Raw genomic sequence first — 21,356 nt, forward strand, 5'->3', positions numbered from 1 at the left:
CAAGATTACATATAATTAATAGACAGAATTAGTATTTTTTCTTTTATTACTTTTGACCCTTCAATTCATAAATCTTTACTTTGCATCCCTTTACTATTATCTTATCATAAGGCTTTGACGGAAAAACGAGGTTAGTCATTGCGACTTTACCTTCAGTATCAAATGCTTCAATACTACAACGGTCTATAAATATTTGCATTGATTTAATAATACCATTAGTTGGAGCTACCGTCTTAGCCTTAAAGTCACTATGGAAATCAGTAACACCACTCTCTGTACGATCCATACTGAAAGTAGCATTCTTTCCATCATAAACCATCGTAACTCGTTCTCCCTTGTCATTACTTAACACTATAGAAGCATTACTCTTAATATTGGTCACTTCTATATAAGCAGCAGATTGGAGGCGTCCAGACGGTTTCTTCTCAAAGGCAGCAAAGACTTCAGGTGATGGCTTTACGCTAACATAATCTTCCCCATTGTAACTATAAAGCCCCAAGTCTCTTGGCAAACCATTGGCTGAACGGAACTGCTGTGTAGGTACTTGATTAGCATACTGCCAGTTACTCATCCACGGAAGAACGACAATTCTACCATCAGGAGCGTTACTGAACGATACGGTTGCATAGTGATCTTTTCCATAATCCATCCACTTTGTTACCTCAGGTTTTGATTCGCAAGTGAATTTATGACCATCAAATGAGCCTACAAAGTATTGAGTTGCACTACCACCAAAGGGACCTCCAGGGTTAATATTACAGATAAGCACCCACTTATCGCCCATCTTCAAGAGGTCAGGACACTCCCAAACACCTCCATGATTACCATATCCCTCTCCAAAAGAACTTTCATACTTCCAGTCTTTCAAGTTCTTTGAGCTATATATATTCATCTGCTGTCCTGCTGCAAGAATAAGATTCCATTGCTTCACTTCTTCATTCCAAAAGACATTAGGATCACGGAAGTCAGGTACATCACTTGTAAGAATTGGGTTGTTTACATACTTCTTAAAAGTCTCACCATTATCCGTACTATATGCAATACTTTGTGTTTGCGCTGCTCCTGCAGAAGTGTAAAAAGCAACAACAGCATCCTTTCCAAACCCTGCGGTATTTTCTTTATCAACGACACTACTACCACTGAAAATAGTTCCAAGTGCATCTGGTTGTATCACTTCTCCATGATTTTTCCAGTGTATGAGGTCTGTAGAGGTACTATGCGCCCACGTCATATTCTCCCACTGCGAACCATAAGGGTTATACTGATAGTATAAATGCCATACACCATCTTTGTAGAACATACCATTAGGATCGTTCATCCAGCCATAGACTGGAGTATGGTGATAGATAGAACGGAACTTTTCACGATTCTTGGAATCAAACACATTTGTTGCTTTTATATCTTTCCAGCAAACGAAATTATTGATTAAACCGATACTACGCTTATCTCCTGAGAACTGGATATCAAGCAACACATCACCACCATATTCACTGACATCAAGTGGTACATTATAATCAGTCTTGTTTATAGCAAGCTTACAATTGAATTCTTTTACAACTTGATTATCTTTGATAACGCGAATATGTGCATAACCTTCTTCCTCCTCTACAGGAAGAAGAATATACTTATCTGCAGTTTTCACACGCTTCATAGCATGATTTGAACTTAAGAATGTTTGTGCATGCATAAATGTTGTAGTTATAAAAAGGCAAATAGCCAATAATTTAATCTTTCTACTCATTATAGGTTGATTCATTATATTTTTAGTTTCAGATAGACAAAGATAGACATTTTATTGATAAGTTAGAAAGAGTAGTCGCCCATTCAATGATATTATTTGCGATAATAGGCAATTTCTCACAGAATGAACGACTATATCTTTTATTCTATCTTTAGTAAAGAAAGGGTTTAAATTCTTAATACTGACTTACAGTGAGATTACTGATGGTGATATTACCTCCATAATTATTGATACTCCAACAGTTCTTCTGTACTTCGTAAATACGATTGGTATAGCAACATACATCATTAATATACATTACGGCTATACTGTTGTCCGTATAGATAGTGACATGATAGACATTGTCGGTTGGTCGAGCGAAGTTGTAGCCATCAATACCATTTATGAAACCACGACCCGCAGAACCTTCTTCCTCAAAGTTTATCTTACGTGTCTGTTCATTTTCAGGATTTACCACCAAAGAATAATACTTCTCAGAATCTGTGCCACGTACGAATGAAACACCAAACTTATCCCAGTTATTAGAAGTTGTTATCGTGAAGGAAATTTTATTGTGATAGCCAAGACGATTGAAAAGTAGGTAAGAATCACCAGAAAGCTTATAGCCATCAGTTACATTCTCAACACCATTATCACTCTTTGCCATAACCTTTACTTCTTGTTTTTTGCCGTATTTATCGCTAATCCCTTTTACTTCTCCTAAGGTAAGACTACCATCAGCGTGTTGTATGAGACGGTGGACAACAAGGTTGCCAGCCCACTCAGGTTCATTAGGAGCAGCACCAACAGCAGCATTATCCTTACCTGGACGTGTTGGACACCAGCCCCAGATATAGCGATTCTGACCATCACTCGCAGTTTTACCTGCATAGAAGCCACGACTATCTAAGAATCCCTCATGTCCATCAGGCCATAAACCAGCATCATTCTGTGTACAAGCCTTGAGTTCATTAAGAGTCTTACCTTTGAAATACTGCACACGACGGATAGCTGAATGCTTTTCACTATAAACAAGATACCACCAATCACCCATCTTGAACACATCAGGACATTCATAGAATCGGTCCCACATCATGGTCATAAACGTTCCGGCATGGGTCCACGTCTTAAGATCATCTGATGTAAACTCAGCCAAATGACCTTTACTTCCCTTCAGAGTAGAAACAAGCATATGCCATTTATTATCATCGCCCTTGAAGACAAAGGGATCACGGAAATCATCTTTACTATATCCGTAATCATCACCTTTCAAGCGGAAAACACGATTCTTAGTCCATGTTTTGAAGTCGGATGATGTTGCCATCATCACCATCTCACCATTATTAGTAGAATTTGTTTGATATCTATGACCTGTATAGAAGGTATAATACAACCCATCAGCATCATTATAAACGGTAGAACCTGTACCCAGTGCCGCATCCTGCTCATTGATACCACCACAATGAATCAACTCTCCAAGTGATTGGTAGTTGGCTCCATCAGTTGTTTCAACAGCCCAGATAGGATGATAAGTACCCGCCTGATTAGGACGAAAGTCCTGTAAATACATAACTTTAAAATTCTTTGTTTTAGGGTCAAAGAAAGGCATTGGGTCTCCAACAAATCCAACAGTTGGCTTATAAAAGGTAGCTTGCCCCATTTCATCTGTAGACTTGAAATAAGTTGTTGTATTCCAATCTTTTTCCTCTATCATGGTCTTATCATCGCTACAGCTCGTTAGTGAGACTGATAAAGATGCGATGAGAGCGAGAGAATATATCATAGTTCTCATATCGATTATACTTTATTTAATGATTCATTAGATAGTTGAATGCGTTCTGTGTCATCTTGGCAATGTTATTGTGGTAAAAGGCTGGGACATCATCTACACTGTACCAGTCATAACATCCAGAACCAATACAGAGAATCTTGCCCTTTGTTCCAGTTGCAGGGAATTCCCATGCAACGACAGCACCATCACCACCATAGGCCAAATCTTGTGCTCCAGTCTCTGTACGCCATTTATTTAAGTTATCATATCCACCCCAATCAGTACCAATATGCCATTGAGCAGTTGAATTGGTGATACGGTAATTTGCATCACAAGTATAAATAGCGTTAGGCTCACCACTCTTCATTATAAGATTTTGGAAAAGAGGATGACTCGTATGCCCTTGAATAAAGAAGTTCCAAGGACCACTTACTCTCTCTGCATCAGCTTCATTCTGCCCCCAACAATTATTTGGAGCAGCATTGTTTGCTACTGCACCAATCTCAGCTGGCATGTTTGTTGCATATCGAGTGAAGAGGAAAGAACCACCATTATTATAATAGTCTCTTAAGGCAACTGCTGCATTGACAGCCTCAGGCGCACTTCTTTCGAAAGCTTCTTTTCCATCTACTCCTCCATCCTTATGATAATGCCACCATATCACTTTACACTCGCTAAGATCTACTGTGCCATTTTTAATATCAGTAAATGATGCATATAATGAATTTGGAATATTCTGAAGCATCCACTTACAAGCAGTTAATTCCTCTGAATTGAGTTCATTCATCGAAGCAGGCAAGCTAACAAAGACTGCAGTAGGCTTACCAATAGCTGTTACTTTTACTGTATAGATTGCAGAAGCAGTATTATTAGTGACAGTGAATGTAACTGGATTAGAAAAGTCTGTTGCAATACCATTAGATGGACTAACCGTTGCATTTGTGCTCAAACCTATTGTAGGGATTAGAGAATGGAGGTCAAGTGTATTTGGCACATAGACAGAAATAGTCTTATTCGCTTCATCAATAACACCATTATATGTTCCATTAATCTTAAAAGAAGTGATTTTTGCCTCATCTCTCAACACATTGATAGTCCAATCAAGGAAGACGTCACCATTCTTAACACTGAGCACCTGAGCCGTAAGCATATTAAGTTTGTCACCCTCTTTGATATTACTGATGGCACCAGCACCTACCTTAAGTGTGCTAACAGTCATGTTTGTGACATCGTAAGTCTCAGGGACACGCACAGTGATTGTACGTGAAGCCTGATCTACGACACCTTTATAATTATCCAATACGATAGAATCGACTGAACATAATCCGTTTAATTGCAGACCAGAAATATTATTCTCGTCGCTGCAGCTACCTAATGCAAAGAAAGCAATAAGTGCAATGAATATTGTTGTTATATTTGTTTTCATACTTTACCACTGACCAATATTTTGTTTATAATGTCCGTTTGAAGCTGCTATTTGTGCATATGGAATAGGCAAGTACTCATTCTTATTTTTAGTGAAGTGAGCACTACTATAGATAGAACAGTCATTAGCCTCTTCTGCATAATACTTGTTGAGTACGCGTTCTGCCTCTCCCCATCTTACAAGATCAAAGAATCTTTCAGATTCCATACCCATCTCTATACGACGCTCCATTTTAACAATATCAAGCGCCTCTACCTGACTGTAGGTTCCAGTATATGGCATAACATTCATTCTCACACCATAATCACTCTGATAATTGCTGATAGCACTTGTACTTTGTTTAGCACGATTACGGATTTGATTGATGATATTGATTGCTTCGTTAATACGACCATCGTTTAATTGAATCAAAGCTTCTGCACGCTCAAGCAGAACATCAGCATAACGGAAGACAATACGATTCTCTGATGTACCCCACCATGCACCTTTCTTCAGATAAGGACTTTCTGGGTCTACATTCTGCTTTAAAGTTACATAATAGCCATACAATCCATTACTTCTACTCCATGTAGCAGTCCTATCCATCATGAACTTAGAGTTAAATTCATAAGGTAAACCAGGAATACCAATGGTAAGGAATAGACGTGGGTCTGCATAATCTGTTGCTTTATTATAGTCTTGATTGTTAAATGTACCAATATATGGATGGCCATTAGCATCTGTACGATAAGCATTAACAAGGTTTTGACTTGGCTTATAGAAATCACATCCTCCATCTGTTACACCAGGAATATTTGGAACAATCAGTCCGTAACTCCAGTTGAGATTACCATTCTTAGTTCCATCATTAATGGAATATTGCATTGCCCAAAGACTTTCCTTTCCATTCTCGAACTGTGGTTCTGGTCTAAAGTTATTATGGAAATCACTCTCTAAGCCATAGCCTCCAGCAGCATAAATAGATGGATCACTAAACTGAACAGCTTTCAAAAGATCGTCTTTTGATATACTTGTAACTTCATTCGTGTTCTCATTATCTTGATGATAAGCCTTATACATATATACCTTCGTAAGGAAAGCTGCAGCTGATGCTTTTGTTGGTCGTCCCTTGTCTGCTTGATGAACAGGAAGGTTATTGTAAGATTCCATCAAGTCATCAATAATAACTTGCCAACCTTGATCATTCGTATATTCACGATTAGAAAGCATGTTATATTGCTCTGACTTAAGATTAGGGTCTACAACAAAAGGTATATTCTTATACAAACGCTTTAACAAAAAGTGTCCATATGCACGCAGGAACTTCATCTCAGCCAAACGTTCATCCCTTCGAGGGTAGACAGTACTATTGACTTGTTCAAGAAGAGCTATTGCCGTGTTGGCACGTGATATACAATTGTATAATCTTTGCCACATATCGCTGATATTCCAGTTTGTGGTCAAGACTCCTTGTTCTATTTCAAGTTGATGGAACACATCTCCATCACTTGTTCCGTTACCGCCTTTATAGGCATCATCACTGCGGACATCATAATTCCACATTGAAAACGAAGAATTGATATCTTCTGCTGAAATAAATATGGCATAAGCTGATGTTACGAGTTCATCAACATGATTAGCCTCCTTTACTTGCTCATCACTTAGTGTTGCCTGTGGAGTATGTTCATCCAAGAAGTCTGAACAACTTGTCATACTAAGGGTAGCGAGCACAAGTGCTGAATATATTATTTTTTTCATATTATATAGTCAGATGATAATTGTTAGAATGTAACGTTTATACCGAATGTGATATTGAGTGGAATTGGGTAACCATAGTTTGGATTCTCTGGATCAACACCGGTAAAACTCTTACTATGTATAGTTAATAAGTTCTGCGCACTGAGGTAGAAACGTAAACGCTGCATTGCAAGCCGGTTCGTCATACTCTTTGGCAGATTATATCCTAACTGAATAGTACGTAGTTTTAAGTATGAGCCATTCTCCACCCAATAAGTAGAAACACGCTTCTCATTATTATTATCAGAGAGTGAGAGCGCAGGAATATTACTATTTGGGTTGGTACTACTCCATGCGTCTAACAAGCGTTGACCCTTATTTAGGAAACCAATATTCAAACCAGCCCAAATATCAGTCTGCTTCTTTAAATCAGAGATAATATCTACACCTTGTACACCTTGCCAGAACATTGTGAAATCAAAGTTTTTATATTCAAGATACACATTTAGGCCATAAGAGAAGTCTGGAGTTGGATTATAAATCCAGTCTTGGTCTGCTTCTGTAATGACGTTATTGCCATCCAAGTCTTTCCAACGTATACGTCCAAGTTTTGCACCATCCTGTTTCGCATGATTATCTATTTCATCTTGGCTCTTAAAGATGCCATCAGCAACATAGCCAACTTGTGCACCCATAGGATGACCAATAACACTCTTCACACCATTACCACCAAAGGTACCATTGGCAGCAACTGTTGCTGGTAGAGCTGTTATCTTATTACGATAAGTACTAAAGTTACCAGCTATGTCATAATGAAAACCACCATTGGTTGTCTTGCGATAACCCAAGTTGACTTCAACACCACGATTCTCCATAGCACCAGCATTAATCCACTGTGTGCTACCTTCTCCCATAGCTGCGATACCAGCCATCTGTACGAGAATATCCTTAGTCTTTTTATAATACCAGTCAAAACTTCCATATAATGAAGAGTTGAACATAGAGAAGTCCAGACCAAGATTAGTTTGATAGGTTGTCTCCCATTTGATATCATTATTACCGAGTTGGTCACGTTTAAATCCACTTGGCAATTGACGACCACCATTAGTACCTGCTATATCATATGATGTACCATAACTCTGACCACCATTTTCATTTACTCCATAGTTACTAACATATATGGTGTAACGTGCGATGTTAGAAATCTCTTGATTACCAGTTGCTCCCCACGATGCTCTAAGTTTTAAATCATTCAACCATTGTGCACTCTTTAAAAACTTCTCTTGATTAATGCGCCATCCCAAAGAAACAGAAGGGAATGTTGCATAACGATTGTTCTTACCAAATCGTGATGAGCCATCATAACGAAGAGTGAATGAAGCTAAATACTTGTCAGCATAATTATAATTCAATTTACCAAAATAAGACACCAAAGAGTATCCACTTCCTCCACCATAGGCTTGTGCTGTACCAGTACCAGCATCAGGCCACATGTAGGTAGGATTAAGAATCAGGAAGTCTTCTTTATAACCTGAGAAGTAGTTGTCATCTTCACGATTCAACTCAATACCTGCCATTGCGTCTACACGGTGTAAACCAGCTTGCAAATTATAAGTTGCAACAGCATTCCACATCCACTTTGTCCAATGTTCTTGTTTTGCCTCAACAGCATTCTTTGAATTAGCAACCGTTCCTTCTGTTATAGGGTAAGTAAAGAATCTCTGCTGCTTCTGAGCATAATCCAATCCAAAGGTTGAGCGCAAATTAAATCCCTTAAAAAGATGAAGATTTATGTATGCATCACCAAAAGTACGCCAATAAACATAACGATTATCACTGTTACGATACAGGCGTGCAACAGGGTTCTCACGATCAGGATAACCACCGACTGGACCCGCATAAGTTCCGTTCTCTGTGTAAACAGGAAGTGAAGGATTAAACTGAAGCACATTTTCAAGGAATCCACCAGGTGCTTGAACCTCTGACGTACGGCTTAACGTAAAGTGTTCTCCAACGGTTAAAACATCTTTTATCAACTTATATTCAGTATTCATACGAGCTGAATAACGATCAAAATCTGATGTCTTAATGATACCTAAGTTCTTATAATAACCTAATGAGAAATAAGAAGAATGACGATCTGAACCGCTACTTACCGCTACATTATAGTTCTGAACAACACCTGTACGTGTCGTTTTATCAAACCAGTCTGTATCAGCAGCAGGTGTTGTTCCTGCACCATCAAGATATTTACGCATGCTAATGCCATTCAACACAGGATTTCCTTGTACGTCGTAACTCCAGTCGTAACGATACCCTAAACCATTAGTATTTGGATCCATACCATCGTTAACATAAGCTTGCCACATTACTTGTCCGTATTGCTTCGCATTAAGAACTTTCATCTTATGGGCATACATTGACGCCGCAATAGAAGCGTCAATATCTACGTTTACTCTTCCTTCCTTACCTTTCTTTGTAGTAATAATGATAACACCATTAGCAGCGCGGCTACCATAGATAGAAGCAGAAGAAGCATCTTTCAAAACTTGGATACTTTCTATATCACTACCATTTAACTCATGCATACCAGCCTTAGTCGGTACACCATCTATAATATAAAGAGGATCGTTATTATTCAGAGTTCCAATACCACGAATACGTACCGTAGCAGATCCTGAAGGTGAACCATCTGCAGAGATATTCATACCAGGAACCCTACCTTGTAGCGCCTTCATAGGATTGTTCTCATTCTGCTTAGCTAATTCATCTACGCTTACAACCGAAACAGCTCCTGTAAGATCTGCTTTGCGTTGGGTTGTATAACCCGTAACAACGACTTCGTTTAGTTCACTCGCATTTGTTTGTAGCTGTACCTTTATTCCGACACCAGCCTTTACTTCTACACTTTTATAGCCTACATAGGAGACTACAAGTGTAGCACTTTGTGGAGCCTTAAAGGTGAAATTACCATCAATATCGGTGACAGTACCATTTGATGTACCTTTCTGTACCACCGATGCACCAATAACAGGTTCCCCCTGTTCGTCAATCACTTTACCGCTAACGTCTGCTGTTTGTGCCATAACCCCAGCACAATACATCAGAAGTAACAGACTCATGATTACTCGCAATACTTGTTTCATGACTTTCTGATAGTTAGTAATACTAAATAATATTCTTTTGGTTTTATGGCGCAAAGATAAGAAATGGTGATATCCTTTTTCAATAATAATCGTTCTCCGAATGTAATAAATGTTACATAAAAAAGATATTAATAATAAATGAACGATTTGTCTATTCTCACGAATCTGACAAATCGTTCATTTTCTTAAGTGGGCAACACCTCACCTTACAGGAGATTTACACACCCACAAGTGCCTATATCACTTATTTTAAACAGTTTACATAATCCTATTATCACTTCTTGGGATTCTCCCCAAACTCGTCTTTATAGCATTTTGAGAAATAACTGGGCGTAGAGAAGCCAACAGCATAAGCCACTTCAGACACCGTACGCTCAGTCGTTTGAAGGAGATGACGGGCACGAGTGAGACGGGCTTTACGTACAATTTCTACAGGAGAATATCCCGTAAGAGCCTTTACTTTCCGATAAAGTTGTACACGAGAAAGTCCGATTTCATCGCCAATCTGCTCTACACTTAAGTCACTATTTGCGAGGTTTTCTTGTATTATCTTTCGCAATTGCTTGAGGAAAGATTTATCAATTTCATTCGAAATATTACCGATTTCATCGTCCTCAACGCCTTTTGACCATGTTTGATTCAACTTTTTCCTACTTTCTATGAGATTATCAATACGTGAAAGGAGTAGACGAAGTGAGAATGGTTTGGACAAATAAGCATCTGCGCCATGCTCATACCCCTCAGCGCGTTGCTCATCAAGACTACGTGCTGTTAGTAAAATGACAGGTATATGACTGATAGCTTTATCCGTTTTCAGCTGTTGACAAAACGCTAATCCGTCCATCACAGGCATCATAATGTCCGACAACACTATATCTGGAACTATTTTCCGTGCAAGTTCCAAACCAACTTTTCCATCAGCGGCTTCACTCACATTATACTTTTCGGATAGTACCGACCTTAAATAAGTGCGAATATCGATATTATCATCAATGATTAACACCTCTGGTTTATCTGTTTGATAAGGCTGTATAAGTTCATCTATATGACGAGCTTGATTCGGAACTTCTTCTGCGGATGATGGCTCAACCAATTGTTCTATTTTCTCTGTAGGCTGGTTAGTTACCTCTCCTTTCTGTCTAACAGGAATATGAATAGTAAAGGTACTTCCTTTTCCCTCTATACTTGTAGCACTTACTTCTCCGTGATGCAATTCTGTGAAAGCTTTCACAATAGCCAACCCAATACCCGTACCACGTCCTGCATTCTTTGCTTGATAGAAACGATCAAAAATATAAGGAAGCTCATCACTTGAAATACCACAACCATTATCTGCCACACTAATCATAACACGTCCATTCTCTTCTTTAGCTGTCAGAGAGATTTCCCCTCCTTCAGACGTATATTTTAAGGCATTACTAAGAAGATTATAACAGATTCGCTCTATCTTATCTTGATCTGCTCTGAGCATGATTGTATCAGGGGCATCCATACTAATGGCAATATGCTTCTTCTGTGCAGAGACACTGAAAAGCTTAATCCATTGTTTCATACTTTCCGTAAGATTAAAGTCGGAGAGGCGTAGTTCCATCTTACCATTCTGCACCTTACGGAAGTCAAGAATCTCACTGACCAATTGTGTCAGGACAAGCACATTGCGTTGTACTATCTGTAGCATACTTCGTTGTTGTGAATTAAGGTTATCATCATGGATGATATAGTTCACAGGATCAGCTATCAACGTAAGTGGTGTACGCAATTCATGACTTATATTTGTAAAAAACTGAAGTTTTGCTTTGTTGGCTTCTTCCTCTATTCTTCGCTTCATAAGGATGGTTCGATAGATATAAACCATAATACCTATCAGTAAGAGAAGGATTATGCTAAAAAGCACAATATACATCTTTTGATGATTATATTGCACCAAATAAGTATCTACCTTCCCATGAAGTGCATTGAGACGGGCGGTCTGCTTGTTCATCTCTTCATTTTGCATAAGTAAAACATTAGCGTTTGCCTTTGTTACCAATGCACCTTTTAGATAGTTGTCACGCTTATAAGGCTTCTTCTCAAGGATATTCAACGCGAGTTGCATAACCGAATCGCCTCGGGTAGGATAGATATAAGAAGCTTCTAAATTACCATCACGAACATTCTCCATACCTCCTCCTGGTACAGGAAGAGCATCTATTCCAACTATTTTTATTCCCTTAACCTTATGCTTCTTTATAGATTGCAAAGCACCTAAAGCCATGCGGTCATTTTGTGCAAAGACATATTGGAAAGACTCCTTAGACTGCACAAGTATACTATCCATAGCCGTGACACCACTTTCTTTTATCCAGTCTCCATACCCACGAGCCACTACCTTTATATCAGGATAATTCTTCAAAGCATCCATAAAGCCACGGTTTCGTTCGATAGCAGGAGACGATGCTTGTAATCCACAAATCTCTGCAATATTCCCTTTACCCTCTAACTGCTGCCCGATAAAATAGCCGATTTCGTGTCCTGCCTCATAGTTATCAGCCCCTATAAAGGCTGTATACTTTCTTGAATCGGTCTTACGGTCGAAGAGGATAACAGGGATTCCTGCATCGTATGCTTTATCGATGACCGATGAAATCGTATGAATTTGATTGGGAGAAACAATAAGAAGGTTGACCCCTTCCTTTATAAACTGTTCAATCTGTTGTTTCTGTAACCTGTCATTATCATTAGCTGAAGCAAATTTCAGTGTTACATTATCATGCTGATAGGTACTCATCACAAGTTCGTTGTTGAGCTTATCGCGCCAAATATCTTCAGAGCACTGAGATACTCCTATAACATATTTTTTTACGTTGTTATCCGAACAGGCTGAAAACACCAATGTAAGAAAAACGACATATAGCCATTGTTTCATCTGCATAATTATCAAGTAGATTATATATAATCCCAAAAACAATTGAGATAATACAGGTTTACCGCAACAAAGTTACATTCTTTCTTCTGTATTTGCAAGTATAGAAGTAAGTAATTCTGTATCTACTAAGCCAGCGTTGACTATCTTTTCAACCTTTCCGTTCTTGTCCGTTCTTAATAAAAAAAATAGGGTCTTCAGAATTTTGGAGTGATAATAATCCGCCTAAGCTTAGGTCTTTGGCGAGATGTCACACAGAGGAACGGAGAGTACGGAGGATTATCAAAACAAAGCACTGGTAGGCACGGAGGCACCGTCGGTGCGTAGAGCGACGGAGATAGTTTGCCAATTCTGTCAGCAATTTATATACAAAGCGTTCATACCAAAAGGGTTATCAGAAATCTGTACGCTGCACCTCCGTCGCTCTTTGTGCCATCGGCACCTCCGTGACATTGCCTTTAGCTCCGTCCTCTCCGTCCCTCTGTGTGCCTTATTATATAAGCGTTTTAGTTTATCACTCCATATTTCGGAAGAACCAAAAAACATATATCCACAGCCTTTACTTTAACCCCAAATCGATAATTAGAGCAAAATATGCTTTGATTCTGACTACCGATTAGCGTTAAAAGACTATCTATTAACGCTTCAATATTCCTAACTCGCACACCTTTATGTTTTTAAAGGAGGCTCTATTGCCGTCAGAATAGAACTTTATAGAGGTGTATGGTGCGGTTGGGAAGACAAGGTTGGTCATGGAAATACGACCGCCATCGACGAAGATTTCGACAGAACACTTGTCAACAAAGATGTCCAAGTGGTAGGTGTCGGAGTCGCAAAGGCTCAATGGTGCCCATGTACCGAGTGCAAAGTCGTTCTTATAATTAATGGAGTTCACCTTGCGCTTCTCACCTAAAGCCTTCTGTTCCTGACGGTCGTCATAGTCGGTTTCAATCTTATGAGGTTCTGACTTCTCACCAAACTTAACCTTTCCGCTCTCCGTACGGTCCATAACTAATCGCCCAGCTTTGATATCAAAGTAGATATCTACCTTCTCACCCTTATCATTATAAAGGACTATTCCCGTCTTAGAAGTCTTGTTCGGCGTTACATCCATCTCTACCTCAAAGGCGTTCTCCTTACTTACTGTGACGTTCTCTGCGTCCCTTTCCTTAGCAACCAATAGGTCGGGCAGACGCTTATAGGTTCTTCTTAGGTAGGAAACCTCTGGTGCAATATTAGAAGACATATAGATTTGTCCATCTTTACCTGTGAAGAGTTTCAACTCACGTGGAAGCGTATTGGCGCCACGATACTGACGGATAGGCGTAACGTTAGCATACTGCCAGTTGCTCATCCAGGCAATACCCAACACACGATCTTTGACACCCGAGAAGGTAACCGTAGCATAATGATCCTTACCATAATCGAGGAACTTAGCAACAGAAGGGTCGCTATCGCAGGTGAAGTTCGTCCCATCGAAGTCACCTACAAAGTACTCCGTAGCACTACCACCAAAGAGACAACCCGGATTGATATTCACTATCATCACCCATTTCTTCTTATTTGGATTGCCATCAACAGGAAGTTCGAAGAAGTCTGGGCATTCAAACTGGTTAGGTTGCGCACCATAGCCTGCACCAAAAGCACTCTCATAGGTCCAATCCTTCAAATTAGGTGAAGAATAGAAACGCATTTCTTTGTCGGCAGAAACAATCATATACCATTTCTGCAGTGGCTCATACCAGAAGACCTTTGGGTCGCGGAAGTCTTTCACACCATCAAAAGGCTTCAAAACTGGGTTCTTCTCATACTTATGAAAGGTATAACCGCCATCGGTGCTATAAGCCATACATTGTGTCTGGGCATTCTCCTTACTATCGGAGGTATAAAGGGAGATAACCGCATTCTTACCATAACCAGCCGTACCGTCCTTATCTATTACCGTACTACCTGAGAAGATATGTCCCATAGGGTCACGCTGAAGCGTCGGCTCAACCTCTTTCCAATGGATAAGGTCACGACTGACAGCATGTCCCCAGTGCATATTTCCCCACATGGAGCCGTAAGGGTTATATTGATAACAGAGGTGGTAGACCCCATCTTTATAAAACATTCCAACAGGGTCGTTCATCCATCCGTAAGAAGGAGTGTGATGATAAGAAGGACGATAGTAGTCGGTATTGGTCACATCCCACACGTTTGAAAGTTTCAATTGTCCTTTTTGAAGTGCCAGTGCATCTGCCTTTAGGTTCAGAATCTTGACAACGGAAGTCTTACCCTTATTGAGTTTGAAAGAAACATAATAGTCGGTCTTCCCTTGTGCTAATCTTACATCCATCCATGTATCAGTCTTCTTACCATTGTCGAGTATCACCTGCGCCTCGTCTTTCCCCTCTTCAATCGGAAGGAGAAGATACTTTGGCGACTTTGCTATCTTCACAATCGTTGTGTCACCAGCACGTGTAACGTTCATTGTCTGTGCCGTAGCCGATACGGAAAGAGCTGTCAAGGCTGCATAAAGGAAAAGATTTCTTTTGTTCATTGCTACTTTTAGTTATGGTGTTCCCATTAGGATGCTGCGTAATGGTTGCGCCTGAGTTACAGCAACAAAGATACATCCTTTCTTTTGTATTTGCAAGTAATTTGTCCCTTTATCGTCTATATATAACAATGTGTTTAGCCCTCCGCACCATCCGTGCTAAGCCCCCGCACCATTCGTGCGGAGCCTCAACACGATATGTGCGGAGCAACAATACACCAATTAAAGATAGTAAGAGTAGGACATTACAATCATAAAAATAAATAATAGAAAGTATACCTCAGAATGCGAAGAATACGTTACTAAAAATCAATCATTTGCAAAAACCACTCTCATTATTCCTTTTCAAGATTTATTTTTGAAATATTTTATATCCTTATTAATATTTCGTTTACCGCTAAAATTAAACAATAGCACGCACTTTTAAGTTTTATAGATTGACGATAGAAAAACTTTTTATTTAGATAAAATTTGTTTATTTGAGTATCTTTTATTAACTTTGCACCCACTTTCAGGGTAATAAGGCGATATTACTAACACAAATTAAATTGCAGATTTAAAGGACCTTATTAGCTATAACCACCACAAACATCATAAAACAAACATTTAAGGACACCCAAAAAATTGTATAAATATTAAAAAAATGAAACAAGACAAAGAAAAGAAGGCTTATATAGAGCCTCAAATTTTGACGTTTAGCTTGGCTGGGGATTGCCCAATCTTGGCTGGTAGCCCTCCTGTTAATACAACTCCAACGGTACTTGACCCTGATAAGGACGATGATGATACAAACCTCGTACCAGAGAATTAATTAGGAGATGTAGTCTATTTAAATGTAAAAAAAAACAAATTATCAATTCATGAAGTTTAACAATATTCGCAAGTGCAATGCTGGACGCAAATCAACAGCAGCACTCACATTTGCATGTCTTAGCGGACTAACAGCATTGGGACTGACTGCCTGCTCAGACAACGAACTCGACTCTACAAATATTGGGCAGAATGGTACTGCCGTAAGATTTCAGGTAACTACTGCCGACAAGCAAGCTCAGCAGGCAGCAAAGGCTGATCCTAACTTTGCTATGACGCGTGCAGGATTCGCAGAGCAGTTGAAGACACAGGGATTGACACCTGAAGACCTTGCAACACGCAAGATTGAAATCCCTGGTAACAGTGAGTATTGCCTTATAGAGAGTACTGTCGCTGGCATTGACGACGACTTTACAAACGATAACACAGTGGCTACACGTGCTAAGATTACCACAACAGCTACACTTGGCAAGTTCTCTGCCATCGCTTATCGTGGTAGTTCAGCAACAGGCATCAGCACAACTCCTTGGTTCCATAACGCTGAGGTTAATGCTGACGGTACACTCGCAACGACTCAACTTTGGTCATGGAGTGAGCCATACGCACGTTTCTATGCTGTTTATCCACAAGTAACTACATCATACAGCAAGCTAACATTATCTCCAGCATCTAACACTTCAACTCCATACGTAAACATTGAAGTTGAGCCAGGTGTACAGAATCAGAAGGACTTGATGACTGCTTGCACAGGTACAACACCTATTCACTATGCGACACAGGGTACTGCGCCTGCAGTTCCTTTGCAGTTCCAGCACGCAATGACCGCTATCCGTTTCAAGATTGGCGACCGCTTGTCAGGTACTCATAAGATTACAAAGATTGAGATTGTTGGTGCAAAGAGCAAGGGTAAGTTCACTTTACCTTCATCAGTACAGGCTACTACAGGTGCATCTTTCAACAGTGCATGGTCTGATGTCAGCACTCCTGCAACCTTCACACTCGATGGTATCAGCGTAAACACATCAGGTCATGTCAACGAGACTATCGTTGGTAAGGATAATGATAACTTCACATTCTACATGATTCCACAGAGTGCAGCAGGTATCAAGGTAAAGGTTTACTTTGACAATCAGGCTTCTCCAGCTATCGTAGCACCATTCGCTGGTACTTGGAAGGCTGGTACAACAAAGACATACGCATTATCACAGTCAGCTAATAACCTCAAATATACTCTCGAAGCTACTCCTAATCCAACCGAAGCAGCAAACACAGAAGGTGCAACTACAACATATAAAGTTACATCATACGTAGACGATGATAAGCAGCATCGCCCTGTTAAATGGAAGGTAATTAGCTATGATGCTGACGGAGATGGTACCTTCTCTATGAGTGAGAAGCCTGATTGGCTGACTATTCCAGAAGAAGGTAGAACTACAACGCAAGATGTTGAGCAATATACTGCTACATTCAAAGCCAACCAACGTGACGTTTTGGCTGACTTCAACAATGCAATGAAGACTGCGGATCCTGTTACAAACTACAATCTTGCTAATGCTACAGGTGCAGATGCAATAGAGAATACTGCAAACTGTTACATTATCAGTGCACCTGGTAAATACCGTATTCCATTGGTTTATGGTAATGCTATTAAGAGAGGGGCTACTAACGCTTCTGCATATACAAGTACAGCCCCAGCTACTCACTTACCGAAACCAGGTGGCGGATATTATTCCGAAGACCTCATCTTACATACATTCGTTGATCATAACGATGATCCAATTACTTCTCCATATATCAACATACAGAATGCTTCAGACCAAGCAACAAGTGCAAAAGTTATTTGGGAAGATTGCCAGAACATCGTTACAGCCCCTGCCGTTACAGGAAGTGGCGCAGACTCTTACCTTACCTTTACAATCAAGAAAGAGAACCTGCAGAACGGAAATGCTGTTGTTGCAGTTACAAATGCAACAGGTAAGGTTATGTGGTCATGGCACTTATGGTTTACTCCTAAGAGTTCTCTCAAGAAGATTCCTGTTACCAGTGATGGCTCTGAATATAAGTATATGACTGATAACCTTGGTTGGAAATACACCAAATGGACAGGCGGACTTAAGCGTGAAGTTGTTGTTAAGATAGAACAACAGGCTGAAACAGGCGAAAAGAAGACAGCAACGATTACACTTAAGCAGGCTGCAGGCAATAATGTTCGCGAAGGATATGGAAATCTTTATCAGTGGGGACGTAAGGATCCACTGCCTGGTATCAATACAACAGGCTTCGCCTTCGACAACAGCTATGTAGAGATACCTGCTGATAAGGGAGATGAACCTGCTAATGTAATAAAGATGAAGACCCGTAGTATTGGGCATAGTATTCAAAATCCTGGCATAATGCTTCCAAAAGTTGGTGGTGGTAAATTAAGCTGGCAGTATCAGCAGCTTATTAATCTGTGGTCTGCAAACAACAATAAGTATGATGGTTCTATTCGTAACAATGTTAAAACCATCTATGACCCTTCTCCTGTAGGTTTCAAGGTACCTGATGCACATGCTTTCATGGGCTTTAGTTTGACAGGAGCTGTATGGAGCAATGGTTATACATTCAAAGTTGATAACGATAAGGAAATCTACTTCCAAGCAGGTGGAGCTCGTTATGGTACAAGTGGTGCTTTAACTGCTAATGGTACATCAGCTATTTATTGGACCTCTGACGCTAACTCACAGGGTGGGCAACTTGGTTATGCATATCGAGCAAGTATGTCGAATGGTTCTCTAAATGTTCCTATAACTTCATCAAATGGTTATGGATCATACGGAAATGGTTACGGCGTACGCCCAGTAGCAGAGTAAACTGACTTTTTAAATTATATATTACAGCCTCTCAGACGCGAGTTTGAGGGGCTGTTTTGTTTCACTTATTAGAACAGAAAGTGCTTATCAACTCCTGATTTGGAGTATAGGTATATTATAGAATCCTGATTATAATTATATTATAATAACTGATAAAAAAGACTTATGTCTTCATTTCATTCCTTAACTCCATATAACAGCAAAGGAGCGAAAGGGAAAAACTAATATCTTAACTCCATTTCACTCCTTAACTCCTTTAACTCCTAAAAACAGCAAAGGAATGAAAGGGAAAAGACTATTGCCTTAACTCCATTTCACTCCTTAACTCCTTAACTCCACACAAAGGACACTACTCCGGATAGAACTTCACGCAAACAGGGTGGCTGAGGACAATATCCTGATGAGTATTCTTAAGCAAGCCCGTATCCTTATCACGTGAGTAAACCTGTATAGAGTTATCATCACGACAAGCAACGAGGAGGAAGTTGCCATTTGGTGTGATAGCAAAGTTACGTGGATGTTTACCAGTAAGTTGCGCACCCACACGAGTCAAAGTACCCTTGTTGCCTACACGGAAGATAGTGATACCATCACCCTTCAGACGTGTACTGGCATAAACAAACATACCATCAGGACTGACATGGATATCAGCACCACCACCTGCGTTTGCATTATCAGCAGCGATAGACTGAAGTTCCTTTAACTTACCATCGCTATAACTATAAACAACCACCTTACCAGACAACTCGTTCATAAGATAAGCATATCTACCATTAGGAGAGAAAACAAGATGACGTGGACCAGAGCCTGGTTTTACATGAGCAGCGACACCGTGATCCTCTAACTTCTTATCACGCTTGTTATAAGAGAAACAAAGAATGCGGTCGCCACTGAAGTCGGTTGTAAGGATATAACCATCAGGTGCAAAGATAGCACAATGTGCATGAGGTGTGTTCTGACGTGAACGGTTAGGACCACCCTTCACACTACCCAACTGCAACAAAGACTTATCGAGTGTTCCATTCTTAAGAATTGGGAAGACAGAGATAGTACCACCAGAGTAGTTAGCTGTAAGTGCAATCTTACCATCTGTAGACACATAACAAGGGTCGCCACCATGTGTCAGCTGTGAGTTCTTAAAAGCAAAAGTACCGTTTACAGGGTCGTAACCAATGCTGTTAAGAACAGCTGTCGCATTATTCTTCTCGCTAACAGCATAGATATTACGACCATCCTTACTGAAAGTAAAATAAGAAGGATTGTCAACCTTCAACGAAGTGATACCCGATGCCTTACCTGTAGACTGGTCGAAAGAGAAAGAATACAACCCCTGACTACCAGCATCAGTATAGGTTCCGACAACCATCTTGATATTACTGTCGGCAAAACCGAACACAGGACTAACGGCCAAAGCCGCACCTAATAAAATAGATTTAAAATTCATCTTTGTTTAATCTGTTATATTTGTTTATGTTTTATGTTTCACCTATTATAATATAATAAGCCACGGACTTATGCCCTTCTTTTAAGACATAAGAAGTAGCTTTACAGCGTTGCAAAAATAAATAAAACTATGATAAACCTCTATCTTTTTTACCATTTTTGACTTCCCCGCTTTGTTTTTAAGTTTTTAAAAACATTCACAGGGAGATAAGCCTAATATTTTGACTGTTTAGTAAGGCAGAAGTTCAACCATCAACGACAACGAATATTATAAGGTAAGATGCAAGAACAACATTAGAAAAACCTTTGAGAAACACAATAACAGGCTCAAACGAGCAAGCGTTTTAGTTAAATAATCATAAACTACACATAATCCTACTATCCAAAACAATTATATAAGGTTGAAAATAAGTACCTTTGCAGTCCGATTATTAAGGGGGATTTTCTTAGAACCCCATACGATACGTGTTAATAGTGTTGTCTTTGGCCGGGCAGCATGGTTAGGTCAAGCACAGTCGTAAAAATAGAAAACGTTTTTTAGTAGTAAAATTATTAATTTTTTAGAATGGACACTTTAAGTTACAAGACTATTTCCGTAAACAAGGAAACAGCTAAGAAAGAGTGGGTCGTTATTGACGCGAGCGATCAGGTTGTAGGTCGTCTTTGCTCTAAAGTAGCTAAGCTTCTTCGCGGAAAGTACAAGCCAACTTTCACCCCACACGTAGATTGTGGTGACAACGTAATCATTATCAATGCAGCTAAGGTTGTATTCTCTGGTAAGAAGGAGACTGATAAGGTTTACACACGTTATACTGGTTACCCTGGTGGTCAGCGTTTCAACACACCTGCACAGCTTCGTACTCGTAAGAACGGTATTGACAAGATGATTCGTCATGCTGTTAAGGGTATGTTACCAAAGGGTCCTTTAGGTCGTCATCTGTTGGATAACCTCTATGTTATCGAAGGTACAGAGCTCAACGGTCTCGAGGCACAGAAGCCAAAGGCAATTGATATTAACCAGTATAAATAAT

Annotated in this window: 11 protein-coding genes; 3 read left to right on the plus strand and 8 right to left on the minus strand. The window is 39.8% G+C overall.

The window, feature by feature from the left end; translation table 11 throughout:
* Positions 1-46: 46 nt before the first annotated feature.
* From HMPREF1505_RS02035 to HMPREF1505_RS02065, 7 genes are all read right to left on the minus strand, one after another.
* Positions 47-1,741, minus strand: a complete 1,695-nt coding sequence (locus tag HMPREF1505_RS02035; protein WP_036921981.1) for a DUF4980 domain-containing protein — start codon at positions 1,739-1,741, stop codon at positions 47-49.
* Between the two features lie 175 nt (positions 1,742-1,916).
* A complete protein-coding gene (locus HMPREF1505_RS02040; RefSeq protein ID WP_036921726.1) occupies positions 1,917-3,512 on the minus strand; it encodes a glycoside hydrolase family 32 protein in 1,596 nt (531 codons plus the stop codon).
* Between the two features lie 16 nt (positions 3,513-3,528).
* Positions 3,529-4,917: a DUF4960 domain-containing protein gene (locus HMPREF1505_RS02045; protein WP_036921728.1), complete on the minus strand. Its 1,389-nt coding sequence runs from the start codon at positions 4,915-4,917 to the stop codon at positions 3,529-3,531.
* A 3-nt stretch (positions 4,918-4,920) separates the two neighbouring features.
* On the minus strand, positions 4,921-6,654 hold the full coding sequence (locus tag HMPREF1505_RS02050; protein ID WP_036921732.1) for a RagB/SusD family nutrient uptake outer membrane protein: 1,734 nt from the start codon (positions 6,652-6,654) through the stop codon (positions 4,921-4,923).
* Positions 6,655-6,677: 23 nt separating this feature from the next.
* Positions 6,678-9,779 (minus strand): TonB-dependent receptor, encoded by a 3,102-nt coding sequence (locus HMPREF1505_RS02055; RefSeq protein WP_036921735.1) that lies wholly within the window; start codon positions 9,777-9,779, stop codon positions 6,678-6,680.
* A 274-nt stretch (positions 9,780-10,053) separates the two neighbouring features.
* Positions 10,054-12,690, minus strand: a complete 2,637-nt coding sequence (locus HMPREF1505_RS02060; protein WP_036921739.1) for a substrate-binding domain-containing protein — start codon at positions 12,688-12,690, stop codon at positions 10,054-10,056.
* Positions 12,691-13,318: 628 nt separating this feature from the next.
* Entirely contained in the window at positions 13,319-15,223 is a 1,905-nt protein-coding gene (locus HMPREF1505_RS02065; protein WP_036921742.1) for a GH32 C-terminal domain-containing protein, read from the minus strand.
* Between the two features lie 640 nt (positions 15,224-15,863).
* Here HMPREF1505_RS02065 and HMPREF1505_RS13255 point away from each other — a divergent pair.
* Together HMPREF1505_RS13255 and HMPREF1505_RS02070 are read left to right on the plus strand one after the other, a co-directional pair.
* Positions 15,864-16,031 carry a hypothetical protein gene (locus tag HMPREF1505_RS13255; protein WP_197017488.1) on the plus strand — a complete coding sequence of 56 codons (168 nt, stop codon included), beginning with the start codon at positions 15,864-15,866 and terminating at the stop codon, positions 16,029-16,031.
* A 49-nt stretch (positions 16,032-16,080) separates the two neighbouring features.
* Complete coding sequence (locus HMPREF1505_RS02070) at positions 16,081-18,882, plus strand: fimbrillin family protein (RefSeq protein ID WP_036921745.1); 2,802 nt, start codon at positions 16,081-16,083, stop codon at positions 18,880-18,882.
* Positions 18,883-19,231: 349 nt separating this feature from the next.
* Here HMPREF1505_RS02070 and HMPREF1505_RS02075 read toward each other — a convergent pair whose 3' ends face one another.
* Entirely contained in the window at positions 19,232-20,326 is a 1,095-nt protein-coding gene (locus HMPREF1505_RS02075) for a lactonase family protein (protein WP_036921748.1), read from the minus strand.
* Positions 20,327-20,890: 564 nt separating this feature from the next.
* Here HMPREF1505_RS02075 and rplM point away from each other — a divergent pair.
* Complete coding sequence (rplM, locus tag HMPREF1505_RS02080; protein ID WP_004358787.1) at positions 20,891-21,355, plus strand: 50S ribosomal protein L13; 465 nt, start codon at positions 20,891-20,893, stop codon at positions 21,353-21,355.
* Position 21,356 lies beyond the last annotated feature (1 nt).

Source organism: Prevotella sp. ICM33, from assembly GCF_000517825.1.
Taxonomy (GTDB): Bacteria; Bacteroidota; Bacteroidia; order Bacteroidales; family Bacteroidaceae; genus Prevotella; species Prevotella melaninogenica.

Bases quoted from the DNA above. Each gene is read 5' to 3' on its own strand.
- HMPREF1505_RS02035 (WP_036921981.1), bottom strand. From the start codon at position 1,741: ATGAGTAGAAAGATTAAATTATTGGCTATTTGCCTTTTTATAACTACA.
- HMPREF1505_RS02040 (WP_036921726.1), bottom strand. From the start codon at position 3,512: ATGAGAACTATGATATATTCTCTCGCTCTCATCGCATCTTTATCAGTC.
- HMPREF1505_RS02045 (WP_036921728.1), bottom strand. From the start codon at position 4,917: ATGAAAACAAATATAACAACAATATTCATTGCACTTATTGCTTTCTTT.
- HMPREF1505_RS02050 (WP_036921732.1), bottom strand. From the start codon at position 6,654: ATGAAAAAAATAATATATTCAGCACTTGTGCTCGCTACCCTTAGTATG.
- HMPREF1505_RS02055 (WP_036921735.1), bottom strand. From the start codon at position 9,779: ATGAAACAAGTATTGCGAGTAATCATGAGTCTGTTACTTCTGATGTAT.
- HMPREF1505_RS02060 (WP_036921739.1), bottom strand. From the start codon at position 12,690: ATGCAGATGAAACAATGGCTATATGTCGTTTTTCTTACATTGGTGTTT.
- HMPREF1505_RS02065 (WP_036921742.1), bottom strand. From the start codon at position 15,223: ATGAACAAAAGAAATCTTTTCCTTTATGCAGCCTTGACAGCTCTTTCC.
- HMPREF1505_RS13255 (WP_197017488.1), top strand. From the start codon at position 15,864: ATGAAACAAGACAAAGAAAAGAAGGCTTATATAGAGCCTCAAATTTTG.
- HMPREF1505_RS02070 (WP_036921745.1), top strand. From the start codon at position 16,081: ATGAAGTTTAACAATATTCGCAAGTGCAATGCTGGACGCAAATCAACA.
- HMPREF1505_RS02075 (WP_036921748.1), bottom strand. From the start codon at position 20,326: ATGAATTTTAAATCTATTTTATTAGGTGCGGCTTTGGCCGTTAGTCCT.
- rplM (WP_004358787.1), top strand. From the start codon at position 20,891: ATGGACACTTTAAGTTACAAGACTATTTCCGTAAACAAGGAAACAGCT.